Here is a 14738-nt window from a genome sequence, read left to right as displayed (position 1 = left end):
AAGTTAGATGTTGAGATTCTAAAAATAACACTTTGACAAGCTCAGTGTGACAGAATAAAAAAAACTCCTTTATGAAAATCATAAAGGAGTTTTTTTATTCTGAATGTAAACTATTTTATTTGTAAACTTCTTTTACAAATTTTTCGTAGTTCAATTCTTTTACTTTAAACGTAATATTCTCTTTGTAAAAAGTTAGTAATTTTTGACTTACTAATTGTTCTTGTAAACGTTTTGCTTCATCTTGGTTACTTAGCACTCTTTGTACAATATCATCCAATTCTTTTTCTTCAGGATTTAATTGTCCGTATTGAGCCATTTGCGCTTTTACAAATCCTTTTGCAAACTCTTGTAACTCAGCAAAATCTAATTTAATCTCGTTATCTTTTAATATTTTACCTTCAATTAATTGGTAACGTAATCCTTTTTCTGATTTTTCAAATTCTTCAGAAGCTTGCTCAGGAGTCATTGGTTTTTCACCTGCAATGGCTAACCATTTTTTTAAAAATTCAGTTGGCAAATCAAACTTTGTGTTTTCAACTAAATATTCAGTCACATCATTTAATAATTGTTGATCTGCTTGCGTTTTGAATTGCTTTTCAGCATCTTCTTTAATTTTAGCTATTAGTTCTTCTTTAGATTTTACCACATCTGGCCCAAAAACTTTATCAAACAACTCTTGATTTATTTCACTAAGCTCAGTAATATTCACTTCTTCAATTGTAAATTGAACCACAATATCTAATCCGTGAATAGCATCGTGATCAATTCCTAAAGCTCCCATTAATTTATGATCATCATCAAAAAGACCTTTTGTTTTTAATTCAACAACATCACCAACTTTTTTTCCAATTAATTTCTTTTGATTTACTTTTCCTTTTACTGAAGCTAGCTCAATTGTAGATTTTTTGTTAATTTCCTTTTCTTCGTTAACAAATGTTCCTGCAATATTTACACCTTCTTCAACAGTATCTTTCGCAATTATTTTACCGTAACGCTTTTGAATATTCTCAATTTCTTTTCCTAATAATTCATCGTCAGCAATAATATTGTATTGCGTAATTTTCTTTTTAGCATCTAATTTAACATCAAATTCTGGTGCTAAACCTAATTCAAATTCAAATGCATAATCATCCGCATCCCAATTTATATCGTCTTGCATTTTTGGTAATGGATTTCCTAAAATGTCTAATTTTTCTTCTTTTAAAAAGTTATTTAATGACTCTTGTAACAATTTGTTTACTTCATCAATCATTACAGATTTACCGTATTGTTTTTTTATCATTCCCATTGGTACTTGACCTTTTCTAAATCCAGGAATATCAGCTTTTTTACGGTAGTCTTGTAAAATAGTTGCTACTTTTTCTTGATAATCTGCGGCTGAAATTTCAACCTTCACTACTGCATTTAACGCATCAATATTTTCTTTTGTAATATTCATTTTGTGCTATTTTATCTTAAAATCATTTAAAATCGGGTGCAAAATTACTGTTTTTTACGCACTTAACAAAGTATTTAAGTTGTTCAAATTCAACTATTTTTGTTTCTTTTCATTTAAAAATGAATATAAGAAGGATTGAAATAGTGATAACAGTAAACTAAACAATAAGGCTGTCCAAAAACCAGAAACTTCAAAACTAGTTCCAATTAAATAATCTGCAAGTAAAATAATTACAGCATTAATCACCAATAAAAATAAACCTAAGGTTACTATGGTTGCTGGCAGTGTAAAAAAGATAAGTATTGGTTTTATTGTAACTCTTAATAAACCTAGAACAATAGCAACTATTATTGCACTTGTATAACCCTGAATTTTAACTCCTGGCAAAAATTTGGCCAATATTACAACTGCAATAGCCGTAAGCAATACTTTTAATATTAATTTCATTTTTAAAAATTTAAATTGAATTATAAAATTAACTATAATTATGCCAATTTGTTATTTAGTTTAAAAACCTGACAACTTCATTGTAAAACTGCACAGGATTTTCAGCATGAAGCCAATGTCCTGCATTTTTGACAGTTACAACTTTAAAATTTGAAAAATGTGCTGAAATTAATGGAATATCTTCTGTTGTTATGTAGTTAGAATTTTCTCCACTTAAAAATAACGCATTCCCTTCAAAGTGGGTAAATGATGGTAACGCTTCACCTACTTCTGAATTATTTTCAACTAAACTTTGTAAATTAAATCGGAAAGCCAATTCTCCTTTAGATTTCCAATAGACATTTTTTAGTAAAAACTGAAGAATTCCTTGTTCTTTAATATAAATTCTTAAAACTTCCTTAACTTTTTTTCTTGTAGTATGCAATGTGAAATTAACAGCATTTAATGCTGCTAAAATATATTCGTGATGGGGTTTGTAATATTTTGGGCCAATATCTGCAACTATTAATTTATAAACTAATTCTGGATATGTTACTGCAAAAAGCATTCCTACTTTTCCACCCATTGAATGCCCTAATAAATTGATTTTTTTTAACTTATTTTGTTGAATATATTGATGTAAATCTTCCACTAATAATTCATAATCAAATTCATCGGTATGAAAACTTCTACCATGATTTCGCTGATCTATAAGGTGAACTTCATAATTTTTAGCAAACTGATTTCCTAACGATTTCCAATTATCACTCATTCCAAAATAACCATGCAAAATGAGCAGCGGTTCTCCCTCTCCTAAAATAGTAGAATGTAACGTTTCCATTATTTAACAGCCATACTTAATTTATGTTTGTACATATTTACTACATTTTCCAACCCTAAATATAACGACTCTGTAATTAATGCGTGACCAATTGAAACTTCTAGTAGATTTGGAATATTTTCAGCAAAAAATTGAATATTATCTAAACTTAAATCGTGTCCTGCATTAATTCCCAAACCAAGTTTGTTTGCTAAAATAGCACTTTGTGTATAAGGTTGTATGGCTTCTTTATTTCCAAGCCCATATTGTGTAGCAAAATCTTCGGTATATAATTCAATTCTATCAGCACCTGTAGTTGCAGCAGCTTCAATTAATTTTAAATCGGTATCAATAAAAATGGAAGTTCTAATACCTTTTAATTTGAATTCAGAAATAATTTCTTTTAAAAAAGATTGGTGTTTTATAGTGTCCCAACCTGCATTTGAGGTAATTGCATCAATTGAATCAGGCACTAAAGTAACTTGTGTAGGACAAATTTCTAGCACCATATCCATAAACTTTGAAATTGGATTTCCTTCAATATTAAACTCAGTAGTGACTATTTTTTTTAAATCATAAGCGTCTTTATAACGAATATGGCGTTCGTCTGGCCTCGGATGAATTGTAATTCCTTCAGCTCCAAAATCCTGAATATCAGCCGAAACCTTAACTACGTTTGGAAAATCTCCTCCACGAGAATTACGTAACGTTGCAATTTTATTCACATTTACACTTAACTTTGTCATACTTAAAAGTTATTATTTTTAATTAGGGAACAAATTTACGAACTAAGAATATGTTTTTGGTTTTATTTTTGATTAATTTGTACTATAAATATAAAACGGTATGGAAACAAGCCCATTTATTTTAAATGAATATAACCCATTCTCACTTCAAACAAAAATAGCTGAAGCTCAATTGTTTTTTAGCGAAACTACTTTTTGCTGTTTTCCTATAGTAAATAAGAGTCAACTTATTGGGTTAATTACTGAAAATGACATTCAAGGAATAGATGATACAGATACTATTTTAGATAATTATCGTTATTTATTCAAGCATTTTTTTATTGATGAAGGGACTAATTTACTAGAAATAATTAAAATTTTTGCTTCAAATGAAACCAATATAATTCCTGTATTAAATAACAAAAATGAATATGTTGGGTATTACGATTTAATTGAGGTTTTACACATTTATAATGAAACCCCTTTCTTAAATAACGAAGGCACTGTGTTGCTTTTAGAAAAAGAAATTAGAGATTACTCATTTAGTGAAGTTTGCCAAATTATTGAATCTAACAACGGTAAAATATTAGGAATTTTTATTTCGGAAACCAACACAACTACTGTAAAATTAACTCTTAAATTTAGTTCACAAGATGTGAATGAAATTATTCAATCTTTTAGACGCTATAATTACAAAGTTCTTTCTAATCATGAAGAAGATTTTTATTTAGAAGAGTTAAAAGACAGAACAAATTACTTGCGAAAATACTTAAACATCTAAGCATGAAAATTGCCATTTACGGACAATATTACAAAATAGAAGATAAAAAATACTTAGAAGAATTATTATCTACCTTAAACAAGTATAACATAGAATTTGTTTTTGAAGAAAATTATTATTCTGGGTTAAAAATGCATGTTGAAGTACCATTTGCTAAAACATTTTCATCTTATAAAGAATTAAACAATTCTTTTGATTTTATGTTTACCATGGGTGGAGACGGAACAATTTTAAGAGCTGTAACATATATTAGAAACTCAAATATTCCAATTGTTGGTATTAACACAGGAAGGTTAGGCTTTTTAGCTACCGTTCAAAAAGATAAAATAACAAATGCCGTAGAATTTTTACAAAAACAACAATATATTGTAAAAGAACGCTCTTTATTAAGTGTAACTACTGTTCCAAAAATTGAAAGTTTAACTTCTTTAAATTTTGCTTTAAATGAAGTATCAGTAAATAGAAAAAATACCGCTTCTATGATTACTATTGAAACCTATTTAGACAATGAATATTTAACTTCTTATTGGGCAGATGGATTAATTATAGCTACTCCAACAGGTTCTACTGGATATTCCCTAAGTTGTGGAGGTCCCATAATAACACCACAAGCTAAGAGTTTTGTAATAACTCCTATTTCACCACATAATTTAAATGCAAGGCCTTTGGTAATTCCAGAAGATACGGTTGTTAAATTTAAAGTAAGTGGTAGAGAAGATAAATTTTTCTTATCACTAGATTCACGTATTACCACTATAAATAGCAGTACAGAAGTTCAGGTTAAAAAATCTGAATTCAATTTAAAAATGGTACAAATAAACCAACAAACATTTATTAAAACATTACGAGAAAAATTACTTTGGGGACAAGACACTCGAAACTAACTTAAATAATTTCATTTTAAAAAAGTAGTTTATGTAAACTGCAATAATTTCATATATAAGTAGTTTATCAAAAAAGACTTTAATTAACTTCAAAAAGCAACTATAATTATTTATATTTGCTGGCTATTTTATTTATGAAAAAACTAGTTTTACTTTTTACATTCGTCTGTGTTACAATAAATTCCGAAGCTCAAATCAATGAAGTTGGTTTTTTTGTAGGTGGAAGTAATTATATTGGTGACATTGGATCTGAATACTATATAAGACCAAACAATTTTATGGGAGGCTTAATTTATAAATGGAATATGAATCCTAGAATAGCTTTCAGAGGAACATTCACCTACGCCCAAATTTCAGCAGATGATGCTGACGCAACAAATAGAGCCCGCTATTTTAGAGGAATTGGTTTTAATAACAGTATAAAAGAATTAGCTATAGGAATTGAATTTAATTATTTTGAATATAATTTAGATGATTATAGAAAATTTTATACCCCTTACTTAATTTTTGAAATTGCAGCCTTTAATTACAAAGTAGTTACCTCTGAAACAGCACCAAACAGCAAACAATATAAATACGGTTCTAAAACTTCATTTGCTATACCATTTGGTATTGGCTATAAAACAAAATTATATGGAGATTTAGCTGTAGCACTTGAATTAAGAGCTCGGTATACTTTTGAAGATGATTTAGATTATAATAACAACGAAATAGATTCACTAACTTTTGGAAACCCAAATAATAACGATTGGTATATCCTAAGTGGTTTTTCATTAATTTATACTTTTGGGCGACCATCTTGCTATACAACACCATCATATTAATGCAAGAATTGAAAAATGAAATAGCAAAAAACAACGTTCCTAACCATATTGCAGTTATTATGGATGGCAATGGTCGTTGGGCTAAATTAAAAGGAAAACCAAGAGTTTTTGGGCATAAAAATGGGGTAAGCTCTGTAAGACAAGTAATAGAAGGTTGTGCAGAAATTGGAGTTAATTATTTAACAATGTATGCTTTTTCTACTGAAAACTGGAATCGTCCAAAACTAGAAGTTAAAACTTTAATGGCTTTGCTGGTTTCATCCTTAAAAAAAGAGCTAAAAACATTTCAAAAAAACAATATCAAACTAAACACCATAGGTAATATTAAAAGTTTACCGAAAAAAGCCCAAAAAGAGCTTAATGAGGTTATTGAAAAAACAAAAAATAATAGCACATTAACATTAACTCTTGCTTTAAGTTACGGATCAAGAGAGGAAATTGTTAATGTTATCAAAAATATATCAAAAAAAGTTGTTAATAATGAACTTGACGTTGAAGAAATTGACGAAAAAATTATTAATAATCATTTATATACGTTTTCTTTGCCGGATGTTGATTTTATGATCCGTACAAGTGGAGAAAAAAGAATCAGCAATTTTTTATTATGGCAAATGGCGTATGCAGAAATGTATTTTACAAATACCCTTTGGCCAGATTTTAAAAAAGAAAACCTATTTAAAGCAGTATTAGAATATCAAAATAGAGAACGACGTTTTGGAAAAACTAGTGAACAAATTGAAAAAATCAATGAATAAATCAAATATCATCTTTTTACTATTTACATTTTTTTTAGCAACAACTTCAATAATTGCACAAGAATCGCAATCAAAAAATGTAACAGAAATTCAAGTAAAAAACGATACCATAGTTAAAGATAGTATCGCTCCTCCTGTTATTAAAAAAGCTTCATTTAAAAAAGGAGATTCCTATGAGCTTGGTGGAATTACTGTTAAAGGTCTTCAAAAATTTGAAGAAAAAACAGTTAAAGTTTTTACAGGATTAAAAATTGGCCAACAAATTAAATTACCAGGAGATAAGTTAACAAGTGCCATAAAAAAATTATATGAAACCAAACAATTTAGCAATGTTGAAGTATACATTTCTAAAATTGATGGAAATACTGCTTATTTAGAATTTGAAGTTCAGGAACTACCACAGCTTAACAAAGTAACCATACAAGGTGTTAAAAAAAGTAAAGCAAAAGATTTACAATCTGATGCTGAATTAAAAATTGGTGAAATGGTTACTGACAACCTTATAGTAACTACAAAAAACTATTTTAAAAAGATTTACCAAGAAAAAGGATATTTAAAAACTAAAGTGAGTTTAGATACAAAACCTGATACTTCTGGAGTAAATATTGTGAACATGCTAGTTCGTGTAGACAAAGGTGAAAAAGTAAAAATTAAAAAAATTACTTTTGTAGGGAATGAAGCTTTTAGTGACAAAAAGCTTAAAAAAGCATTAAAAAATACCAAAACAAAAATGCTTGGGCGCTTTTGGAAAAAATCTAAATTTATTGAAGCCGATTTTACGGAAGATTTAGAAAACTTAATTACTGTTTATAGCGAAAAAGGGCATAGAGACGCTAGAGTATTAGACCATTCTTTAACTTGGAATGATGATAATACACTAAACTTAAATATAAAAGTTGAAGAAGGTAAAAAATACATTTTTGGAAATATTACATTCTTAGGAAATAGCAAATATACAGATGACCAATTACAACGATTATTAAGAATTGATAAAGGCGATACATATAACGGCAAAGTTTTAAAAGAAAGAGTGAACGGTGACGGCTCTCCTGATTCACAAGATATAGCAACCTTATATCAAGATAATGGATACCTTTTTTCAAGAGTACTTCCTGTTGAAACTAGAATAAATAACGATTCTATTGATGTTGAAATTAGAATTTTTGAAGACCAGCCAACTAGAATTAAAAAAGTAACTGTTAACGGAAACGACAAAACTAATGACCATGTTGTTTACAGAGAAATTAGAACAAAACCTGGTTATTTATATAGTAAAAGTGATATCATTAGAACTATTAGAGAAATAGGGCAACTTGGCTTTTTTGATGCTGAAGCAATAACACCAGATATTAATCCTAATTACCAAGATAAAACTGTTGATATAGATTATACAGTAGCTGAAAAAGGTTCAAGTCAAATAGAATTACAAGGTGGTTATGGTGGTGGTTCATTTATTGGAACTTTAGGCTTATCATTTAACAATTTTTCAGTTCGTAATATTTTCAACAAAAAAGCGTATCGCCCACTACCAATGGGTGACGGGCAAACACTTTCATTACGATTACAAAAAAGTAGATTTTATACTACTTCAAGTTTTTCATTTACAGAGCCTTGGTTAGGAGGTAAAAAACCACAATCTTTATCGTTTTCAATTTATAATTCAAAACAATTTAGATATGATTATACTACAAATAGAGTTGATAAAAACCAACGTTTAAATATTATTGGGGCTTCTGTTGGATTAGGAAAAAGATTACAATGGCCCGATAACTATTTTACATTATCTCAAAGCATTAGTTACCAATTATATGATTTAAAAGAATATGGGATGAATATTGCAGGTTTGCAATTAACAAATGGTAATCTTAACAATTTATCATATAGTATTACTTTAGGTAGAAATTCATCTGGTCCAAATCCTATTTTTCCAAAAAAAGGTTCAGAATTTAGTATTGCTGCAAAATTAACTATTCCTTATTCACTTTTAAATAATAAAGATTACAGCAGTTTAGAATTAGCAGAAAAATACAAATGGTTAGAGTATTACAAGGTGAGTTTTAAAGGAAAATGGTACACTGCGTTAACAAAAGATTTAGTAGTAATGACCAATGCTGAATTTGGTATTTTAGGGAGTTACAATAGTAAATTAGGAGATTCTCCTTTTGAGCGCTATTTTGTAGGTGGTGATGGAATGTCTTCTTACCAATTAGATGGTAGAGAAACTATTGCTTTAAGAGGATATGAAAATGGACGTTTATCATCAATTGATGGTGGAACAATTTATAATAAATTTCAACTAGAACTTAGATATCCTATCACCTTAAAACCATCTGCATCTATTTATGTTTTAGGATTTTTAGAAGGAGGTAATTCGTATGATGGTTTTGAAAATTTTAATCCATTTACGTTAAAAAGATCAGCAGGGGTAGGACTTAGAATATTTATGCCTGCATTTGGAATGCTAGGAATCGATTTTGCACACGGTTACGATGCTATACCGGGAAGTACAGAAAAATCGGGTTGGCAAACTCACTTTATTATTGGGCAACAATTCTAATCAAAATCTGTTATATTTGTAAATAAATATTGAAATGGCACGATTTTTTCTAAAAATAGATTAGTTATGATAAAAAAAGTTCTTTTATTTACGTTTTTAATTTTGAGTATTGCTTCAAATGCACAAAAAGCTCAAAGAATTGGTTATATAGATATGGAATATATTTTAGAAAATATTCCTGAATATAATGAAGCACAATCAAAAATAAATGAAAAAGCGGCAACGTGGCAAAACAACATTGAAAAGCAACAAAAAGAAATAGAAGCTTTAAAAGATGAATTAAATAATGAAAAAGCACTTTTAACTGAAGAATTAATTTTTGAAAAAGAAGAAGATATACATATTTTAGAATTCGATTTAAAAAAATTACAAGCAACTTATTTTGGTGTTAATGGTGATTTGTATTTTTTAAGACAACAACTAGTAAAGCCAATTCAAGATTTAGTTTTTAATTCGGTTCAAGATATTGCAACAAAAAGAAAATACGATTTTGTTTTAGACAAATCAAACTCATTAATAATGCTATACACCAATAAGGCTTATGATATTAGTGATATGGTTATAACAAGCATAACAAGATCTAAAAAAGTAAATGCGGCAAATGCTAAAAGGGATAAAAAAAGCAAAGCAAAAGGCACTATTCCTGAAAAAATTGTAAGTGAGGAAACTCAAAAAAAACTAACAGACAGAGAAGCTAAACAAGCTAAACTTAAAAAGAGAATTGAAGATAAAAAAGCGGCTCAACTAAAAAAACGTGAAGAATTAAAAGCTGTAATTGAAGCTAAAAGACAAAAACGAATAAAAGAAATTGAAGACGCTAAAAAAGCAAAAGAACAAAAAAAAGAAAATAATTAATTAAAAACAACGAATAAAAAAATGAAAAATTTTAGAACATTATTACTAATTGCTGTACTAACTGTAGGTTTTAACACGGTACAAGCACAAGAAAAAATAGGTCATATAAGTACTGATTTATTAATAAGTTTAATGCCTGAAACAAAAGCTTTAAATGCTGAGTTAGAAAAATTAAGCAAAACTTACGAAAACGAATTAAAAGCTGAACAAGCTAAACTTGAAGCTAAATTAAAAAAATACACTGCTGAACAAGCTTCACAAACTGATGAAGTAAACCAACAAAGAGGTGCTGAAGTTGAAAAAGATAGACAAAATTTATATCAAGCTTCTCAAGTTGCTCAACAAGACATAACTAAAAAAAGAAACGACAAATTAAAACCAATTTTAGAAAAAGCTAAAAAAGCAATTGATGAAGTTGCAACAGCTCAAGGTTTTACGTATGTTTTAGAAGCATCTACTTTAATTGTTGCTAATGGTACAGATTTATTACCATCAGTAAAAACTAAGTTAGGTATTCAATAAAAAATTACTTATTTAAAAAAATCCCGCAATTGCGGGATTTTTTTTTACTTTTATTCTAATGAAAAATCAACCTATTGGCATATTTGATTCTGGAATTGGAGGAACTTCTATTTGGAAAGAAGTACTAAAATTATTACCATATGAACATACTATTTATTTAGCTGATAGTAAAAACGCTCCTTATGGAGAAAAAACTTCAGAAGAAATTATTTCATTAAGTATAAAAAATACTGAATTATTAATTTCTAAAGGTTGTAAACTAATAATTGTTGCTTGTAATACCGCTACAACTAATGCAATTGATTATTTAAGAAAAAACTATAACGTCCCATTTATTGGTATTGAACCAGCTATAAAACCTGCTGCACTTTTGAGTAAAACTGGTGCTATTGGTATTTTAGCTACTAAAGGAACGTTAACAAGTGAATTATTTGAAAAAACTGCTGATGAATATACTAAAAACATACTGAAAATAGAACAAGATGGAGAAGGCTTAGTACCACTTATTGAAGCAGGTAAATTGAATTCAACTGAATTAAACAACTTACTTTCAACTTACTTAAAACCTATGTTAAATTTCAATATAGATCATTTGGTGTTGGGTTGTACTCACTATCCTTACTTAATTCCTCAAATAAATCGAATTTTAGGCAAACACATAAAAATTATAGATTCGGGTGAGGCAGTTGCCAAACAAACAAAAGCTATTTTAGAAAAAAATAATTTATGCTCTACTAAAACAACTTTTAACCAACATCAATTTTATACCAATACAACTACTAAAGTACTTAGCAAAATGCTACTTAATGTTTCGACAAAATTTAGTGTTGAAAAGTTAGAATTTTAAAATTTGCACTTATTGCAATAAGAAAAATATAGCTATTGGCCAGGCGCTTTTTATTTACACTATTCCTTTACAATATTAATTGCATTTTTCACTCTAAAAATAATTGCAATACTATTGACTATCATAAAAAAAATAATTAGTAATGAAACCCAATTTGTAATTTGTAAACCTTCATAATATAAAAAATAACATAGTAAAAATGATAAACCAACAAGTACGTTTAATGATAAGAAAAAATTACCTATAACACTTGTTTCATATTTATTTATTAATCCATTTTTGGCTAATTCAAATCGTTTACTAAAAAGTTTATTAAAATTAGGCCATTTCTTTTCTTTATAATTAGCAACTATATATAAAAGAAATTCAATTGTAATTCCACAAGCTTGTTGCAACAAAGCTATTGATATAATAATACTCCAAGTAATTGTACTTGATTGATCTACTGATGAAAAATTATCTAAATCTAAAACATGACTTGGTTGTAAGATTAATAATAATCTCCAAGCTCCATACGTAAATAAACCTGGAAGAATAATCGTGATTAGGGTCCATAAATTTTTGCCTACTGTTTCTATCATAGTAATCAATTTAATTATGTAAAAATGAAATCTTAATTATTAGCATTTATATAGCTCTAATTTAAACAAAAAAGGATTAAAATAAACTAGGTTGCCTAATTTAGAATGATTACTACTCCTAATAATATCTATTTTTAGTTTATAGTTCGTTTTTTGTGTTGTAAGTGGAAGTTGATTGTTTTGGAATTAAATCAATAAAAAATTGCTTTAGCTTCAGTAAAGCTACCCAATAACAAAAACTCTATTTATACCAACTCGCATATTTTACATAATTATCAGCAATTCTATTAATTTCTCCTGAAATTAACGCTTCACTAATATCTTTTACTTTTTTTGCTGGAACGCCTGCGTAAATACTTCCAGATTTTACGTGAGTTCCTTTGGTAACAACTGCTCCTGCTGCAATAATTGAATTACTTTCAACAATACAATTATCCATAACAATTGCCCCCATCCCTATTAAAACATTATTGTGAATTGTACAGCCGTGCACCATGGCATTATGTCCAATGGAAACATTATGACCAATATTGGTTGGATATTTTTGATAAGTAGCGTGAATAATGGCTCCGTCTTGCACATTCACTTTATTACCCAATTTTATATAATGCACATCGCCTCTAATTACTGCATTATACCAAATGCTACATTGGTTTCCCATTGCTACCTCACCAATTATTACTGCATTTTCAGCAATAAAACAATCAATGCCAAATTGAGGTTTGTGCCCATTTAATTCTTTAATAATCATTCAATTAATTTTTAAAACGATCCATTAATATTAGGACAGCCATTTCTACGAGGTACTCTACATCCAAAATTAAATCCTAAAGAAATTTGATGATAACCAGTATCATCAAATAATATATCTCCAGATTGTTTTGTATAGGTATAAGAAAACATGAATTTTTGGTAGTTTATACCTATAATTGGAGTTAAATAATTCAATTCTTCAGTAGCTGCATTGTCAAAACCTTTTCTATAGGAAAAAGCGGCCCAAAGTTGAGCATTCGCAACATCTTTATAAACTTTTATATTAAAATCTACAAATTTTTCATGGGTTCTTTCAATAGCTTGCGCCATTATTGAAGGCTCTATTTGAAAACTTTTTCCTTTTCCATAATAATAACCTAATGTAACTAAATACCTACGTAAGTTTAAAGATTCGTATGTATCACTATATAAACTTCTGGCACTTAATAATATATTTTTAGCTGTAAAATATGAAAAGAATCCTCCTTTATGATAAGCCATACTCACATCTGCATTAAAATAATTTTCACTTCTAACAATTTGACTTATAACTGGATCTTGAAGTAAAAAATCACTCTCATCAACTTTATTATTTACCGCCATTAATGATATTCCAAATGAAATTTGATTCGTTTCATCATATTCATTAAAATTAATATGATACGCATACGTTCCTTGAATTCCTTGTTGTGAATGATAACCGTTTTTATCATTAAAAAGAATAACACCAACGCCCATATTATAACCTATTCGCTGGTGAATACTAAGTGTTTGCAATGAAGGCGCATCAGCTACACCACTCCATTGTGTACGAGCTGTTAATCTAATTTTTCCACAATTTCCAATTCCTGCTGCAGAAGGATGTACCAAATAAACATTATCAGATAAATAATCTGAATATATTGGTAAGGTTTCTTGCGCCTTTATAAATAAAGGAGTCAAAAAAAATAAGACTATTATAAAATAGTACGTTCTTTTCATTTTATAAAAAAATAATGTTCAAATATAATTAATATATAAGTAAACTAAATATTAAAACTATTTATTATTTAAATCTTAAAAAAGAGATAAAATGTTACTTTTATCATCTTCATTTTTACCCATATAAACTTTGATTTTTAAAAAATATAGCACTTTAAGTAGTGTGCCAAACATATAATCCTTTTCAGAATTACCCATAAATAAAACACTATTAATAGCTGTTTTACTTAAATGTGTACCTAAAATTAATTCACTTTTTTTAATCCCGTTATTTTTCATTTTTTTATGAATAATTTTAGCTATTTGTACTTTACCGTTTACTTCGGTTAAATTAATGGTTACCATAACTAGACAAACTTTATATTGCTCTTCTAATTTATAGATTTTTAGCTAAATATGCCAAAAAAACTTAAAACTTCCATTTTAATTAATTGTATCCTAATGTGATTTTTAAATTTTTACTTTTATTAATCCAATTATTTGCAACGACATTGCATTTAATAAATTGTATATTTGCCCTCGTGAAGTTACTAGTCATCATATTATCTATTTATACGGTTGTTTTAACAGCAATACCGTGTGATGATGTATTTATTAATGATATACAACAAGAGCTATCGATTACTCAAAGTTCAAATAACGTAAATCACAACACATTTGATTTATGTTCTCCTTTTTGTTCTTGTATTTGTTGTGCTAGTTTTTTTACAGAACAACCAATTTATCTAGAAATTCTTCAAATAAAAATTCCTACTAAAAAATTGAATGCATTTAGCAATACACCTTTTTTTAGTGATTATTTTTCTAAAATTTACCAACCACCTAGAGTTTAAGTTATAAAACCGATTTAAAGACCTACTATTTTTAGGTATTATCAATTTATAACCATTTAAACTTTTAAAAATGATCAATAAAATCATTCGTTTTTCTATTAACAATAAATTCATTATTGGCTTATTTATTTTAGTACTTATTGGTGCTGGAACGTA

General features: G+C 28.0%; 17 protein-coding genes. 9 read left to right on the top strand and 8 right to left on the bottom strand.

The genetic code is table 11. The annotated features are described in order from the left end of the window. Window positions 1–115: 115 nt before the first annotated feature. From tig to QM495_RS03845, 4 genes are all read right to left on the bottom strand, one after another. Complete coding sequence (gene tig / locus QM495_RS03860; RefSeq protein WP_408670792.1) at window positions 116–1438, bottom strand: trigger factor; 1323 nt, start codon at window positions 1436–1438, stop codon at window positions 116–118. 93 nt (window positions 1439–1531) lie between these two features. Continuing rightward, window positions 1532–1885: a phage holin family protein gene (locus QM495_RS03855; RefSeq protein ID WP_408670791.1), complete on the bottom strand. Its 354-nt coding sequence runs from the start codon at window positions 1883–1885 to the stop codon at window positions 1532–1534. A 55-nt stretch (window positions 1886–1940) separates the two neighbouring features. Then, window positions 1941–2705 carry an alpha/beta fold hydrolase gene (locus QM495_RS03850; RefSeq protein WP_408670790.1) on the bottom strand — a complete coding sequence of 255 codons (765 nt, stop codon included), beginning with the start codon at window positions 2703–2705 and terminating at the stop codon, window positions 1941–1943. Then, window positions 2705–3430 carry a pyridoxine 5'-phosphate synthase gene (locus QM495_RS03845; RefSeq protein WP_408670789.1) on the bottom strand — a complete coding sequence of 242 codons (726 nt, stop codon included), beginning with the start codon at window positions 3428–3430 and terminating at the stop codon, window positions 2705–2707. Before QM495_RS03845 ends, QM495_RS03850 begins: the two co-directional genes overlap by 1 nt. Before the next feature lie 100 nt (window positions 3431–3530). Between QM495_RS03845 and QM495_RS03840 the strand changes: the two genes are divergently transcribed. From QM495_RS03840 to murI, 8 genes are all read left to right on the top strand, one after another. Continuing rightward, a complete protein-coding gene (locus QM495_RS03840; RefSeq protein ID WP_408670788.1) occupies window positions 3531–4190 on the top strand; it encodes a CBS domain-containing protein in 660 nt (219 codons plus the stop codon). Window positions 4191–4192: 2 nt separating this feature from the next. After that, a complete protein-coding gene (locus QM495_RS03835) occupies window positions 4193–5074 on the top strand; it encodes an NAD kinase (RefSeq protein ID WP_408670787.1) in 882 nt (293 codons plus the stop codon). Window positions 5075–5208: 134 nt separating this feature from the next. After that, window positions 5209–5898 carry a DUF6089 family protein gene (locus QM495_RS03830; RefSeq protein WP_408670786.1) on the top strand — a complete coding sequence of 230 codons (690 nt, stop codon included), beginning with the start codon at window positions 5209–5211 and terminating at the stop codon, window positions 5896–5898. Then, a complete protein-coding gene (locus tag QM495_RS03825; RefSeq protein ID WP_408670785.1) occupies window positions 5898–6653 on the top strand; it encodes an isoprenyl transferase in 756 nt (251 codons plus the stop codon). Before QM495_RS03830 ends, QM495_RS03825 begins: the two co-directional genes overlap by 1 nt. After that, complete coding sequence (gene bamA / locus QM495_RS03820) at window positions 6646–9210, top strand: outer membrane protein assembly factor BamA (protein ID WP_408670784.1); 2565 nt, start codon at window positions 6646–6648, stop codon at window positions 9208–9210. Before QM495_RS03825 ends, bamA begins: the two co-directional genes overlap by 8 nt. A gap of 66 nt (window positions 9211–9276) precedes the next feature. Then, window positions 9277–10065 carry an OmpH family outer membrane protein gene (locus tag QM495_RS03815; protein ID WP_408670783.1) on the top strand — a complete coding sequence of 263 codons (789 nt, stop codon included), beginning with the start codon at window positions 9277–9279 and terminating at the stop codon, window positions 10063–10065. 21 nt (window positions 10066–10086) lie between these two features. After that, the gene (locus QM495_RS03810) at window positions 10087–10587 is read left to right on the top strand and encodes an OmpH family outer membrane protein (protein ID WP_408670782.1); all 501 of its coding nucleotides are present in this window, start codon (window positions 10087–10089) and stop codon (window positions 10585–10587) included. A gap of 58 nt (window positions 10588–10645) precedes the next feature. Continuing rightward, window positions 10646–11434 (top strand): glutamate racemase, encoded by a 789-nt coding sequence (gene murI, locus QM495_RS03805; RefSeq protein ID WP_408670781.1) that lies wholly within the window; start codon window positions 10646–10648, stop codon window positions 11432–11434. 59 nt (window positions 11435–11493) lie between these two features. On the opposite strand, the gene QM495_RS03800 is transcribed toward murI, so the two are convergent. From QM495_RS03800 to QM495_RS03785, 4 genes are all read right to left on the bottom strand, one after another. Further along, the gene (locus tag QM495_RS03800) at window positions 11494–12015 is read right to left on the bottom strand and encodes a hypothetical protein (protein WP_408670780.1); all 522 of its coding nucleotides are present in this window, start codon (window positions 12013–12015) and stop codon (window positions 11494–11496) included. Window positions 12016–12256: 241 nt separating this feature from the next. After that, window positions 12257–12766: a gamma carbonic anhydrase family protein gene (locus QM495_RS03795; protein WP_408670779.1), complete on the bottom strand. Its 510-nt coding sequence runs from the start codon at window positions 12764–12766 to the stop codon at window positions 12257–12259. 11 nt (window positions 12767–12777) lie between these two features. Continuing rightward, window positions 12778–13749 (bottom strand): type IX secretion system membrane protein PorP/SprF, encoded by a 972-nt coding sequence (locus QM495_RS03790; protein ID WP_408670778.1) that lies wholly within the window; start codon window positions 13747–13749, stop codon window positions 12778–12780. 75 nt (window positions 13750–13824) lie between these two features. Then, window positions 13825–14094 carry a hypothetical protein gene (locus QM495_RS03785; RefSeq protein ID WP_408670777.1) on the bottom strand — a complete coding sequence of 90 codons (270 nt, stop codon included), beginning with the start codon at window positions 14092–14094 and terminating at the stop codon, window positions 13825–13827. Between the two features lie 176 nt (window positions 14095–14270). On the opposite strand from QM495_RS03785, the gene QM495_RS03780 reads away from it, so the two are divergent. Then, window positions 14271–14582, top strand: a complete 312-nt coding sequence (locus tag QM495_RS03780) for a DUF6660 family protein (RefSeq protein WP_408670776.1) — start codon at window positions 14271–14273, stop codon at window positions 14580–14582. Window positions 14583–14738: the final 156 nt, after the last annotated feature.

The sequence above is a fragment of the Lutibacter sp. genome (assembly GCF_046055765.1).
In the GTDB taxonomy this organism is placed as follows: Bacteria; Bacteroidota; Bacteroidia; order Flavobacteriales; family Flavobacteriaceae; genus Lutibacter.
This window is presented reverse-complemented; position numbering and strand designations above follow the sequence as displayed.

Coding starts and splice junctions, on each gene's coding strand:
- tig (WP_408670792.1), bottom strand. CDS start 1,438: ATGAATATTACAAAAGAAAATATTGATGCGTTAAATGCAGTAGTGAAG.
- QM495_RS03855 (WP_408670791.1), bottom strand. CDS start 1,885: ATGAAATTAATATTAAAAGTATTGCTTACGGCTATTGCAGTTGTAATA.
- QM495_RS03850 (WP_408670790.1), bottom strand. CDS start 2,705: ATGGAAACGTTACATTCTACTATTTTAGGAGAGGGAGAACCGCTGCTC.
- QM495_RS03845 (WP_408670789.1), bottom strand. CDS start 3,430: ATGACAAAGTTAAGTGTAAATGTGAATAAAATTGCAACGTTACGTAAT.
- QM495_RS03840 (WP_408670788.1), top strand. CDS start 3,531: ATGGAAACAAGCCCATTTATTTTAAATGAATATAACCCATTCTCACTT.
- QM495_RS03835 (WP_408670787.1), top strand. CDS start 4,193: ATGAAAATTGCCATTTACGGACAATATTACAAAATAGAAGATAAAAAA.
- QM495_RS03830 (WP_408670786.1), top strand. CDS start 5,209: ATGAAAAAACTAGTTTTACTTTTTACATTCGTCTGTGTTACAATAAAT.
- QM495_RS03825 (WP_408670785.1), top strand. CDS start 5,898: ATGCAAGAATTGAAAAATGAAATAGCAAAAAACAACGTTCCTAACCAT.
- bamA (WP_408670784.1), top strand. CDS start 6,646: ATGAATAAATCAAATATCATCTTTTTACTATTTACATTTTTTTTAGCA.
- QM495_RS03815 (WP_408670783.1), top strand. CDS start 9,277: ATGATAAAAAAAGTTCTTTTATTTACGTTTTTAATTTTGAGTATTGCT.
- QM495_RS03810 (WP_408670782.1), top strand. CDS start 10,087: ATGAAAAATTTTAGAACATTATTACTAATTGCTGTACTAACTGTAGGT.
- murI (WP_408670781.1), top strand. CDS start 10,646: ATGAAAAATCAACCTATTGGCATATTTGATTCTGGAATTGGAGGAACT.
- QM495_RS03800 (WP_408670780.1), bottom strand. CDS start 12,015: ATGATAGAAACAGTAGGCAAAAATTTATGGACCCTAATCACGATTATT.
- QM495_RS03795 (WP_408670779.1), bottom strand. CDS start 12,766: ATGATTATTAAAGAATTAAATGGGCACAAACCTCAATTTGGCATTGAT.
- QM495_RS03790 (WP_408670778.1), bottom strand. CDS start 13,749: ATGAAAAGAACGTACTATTTTATAATAGTCTTATTTTTTTTGACTCCT.
- QM495_RS03785 (WP_408670777.1), bottom strand. CDS start 14,094: ATGGTAACCATTAATTTAACCGAAGTAAACGGTAAAGTACAAATAGCT.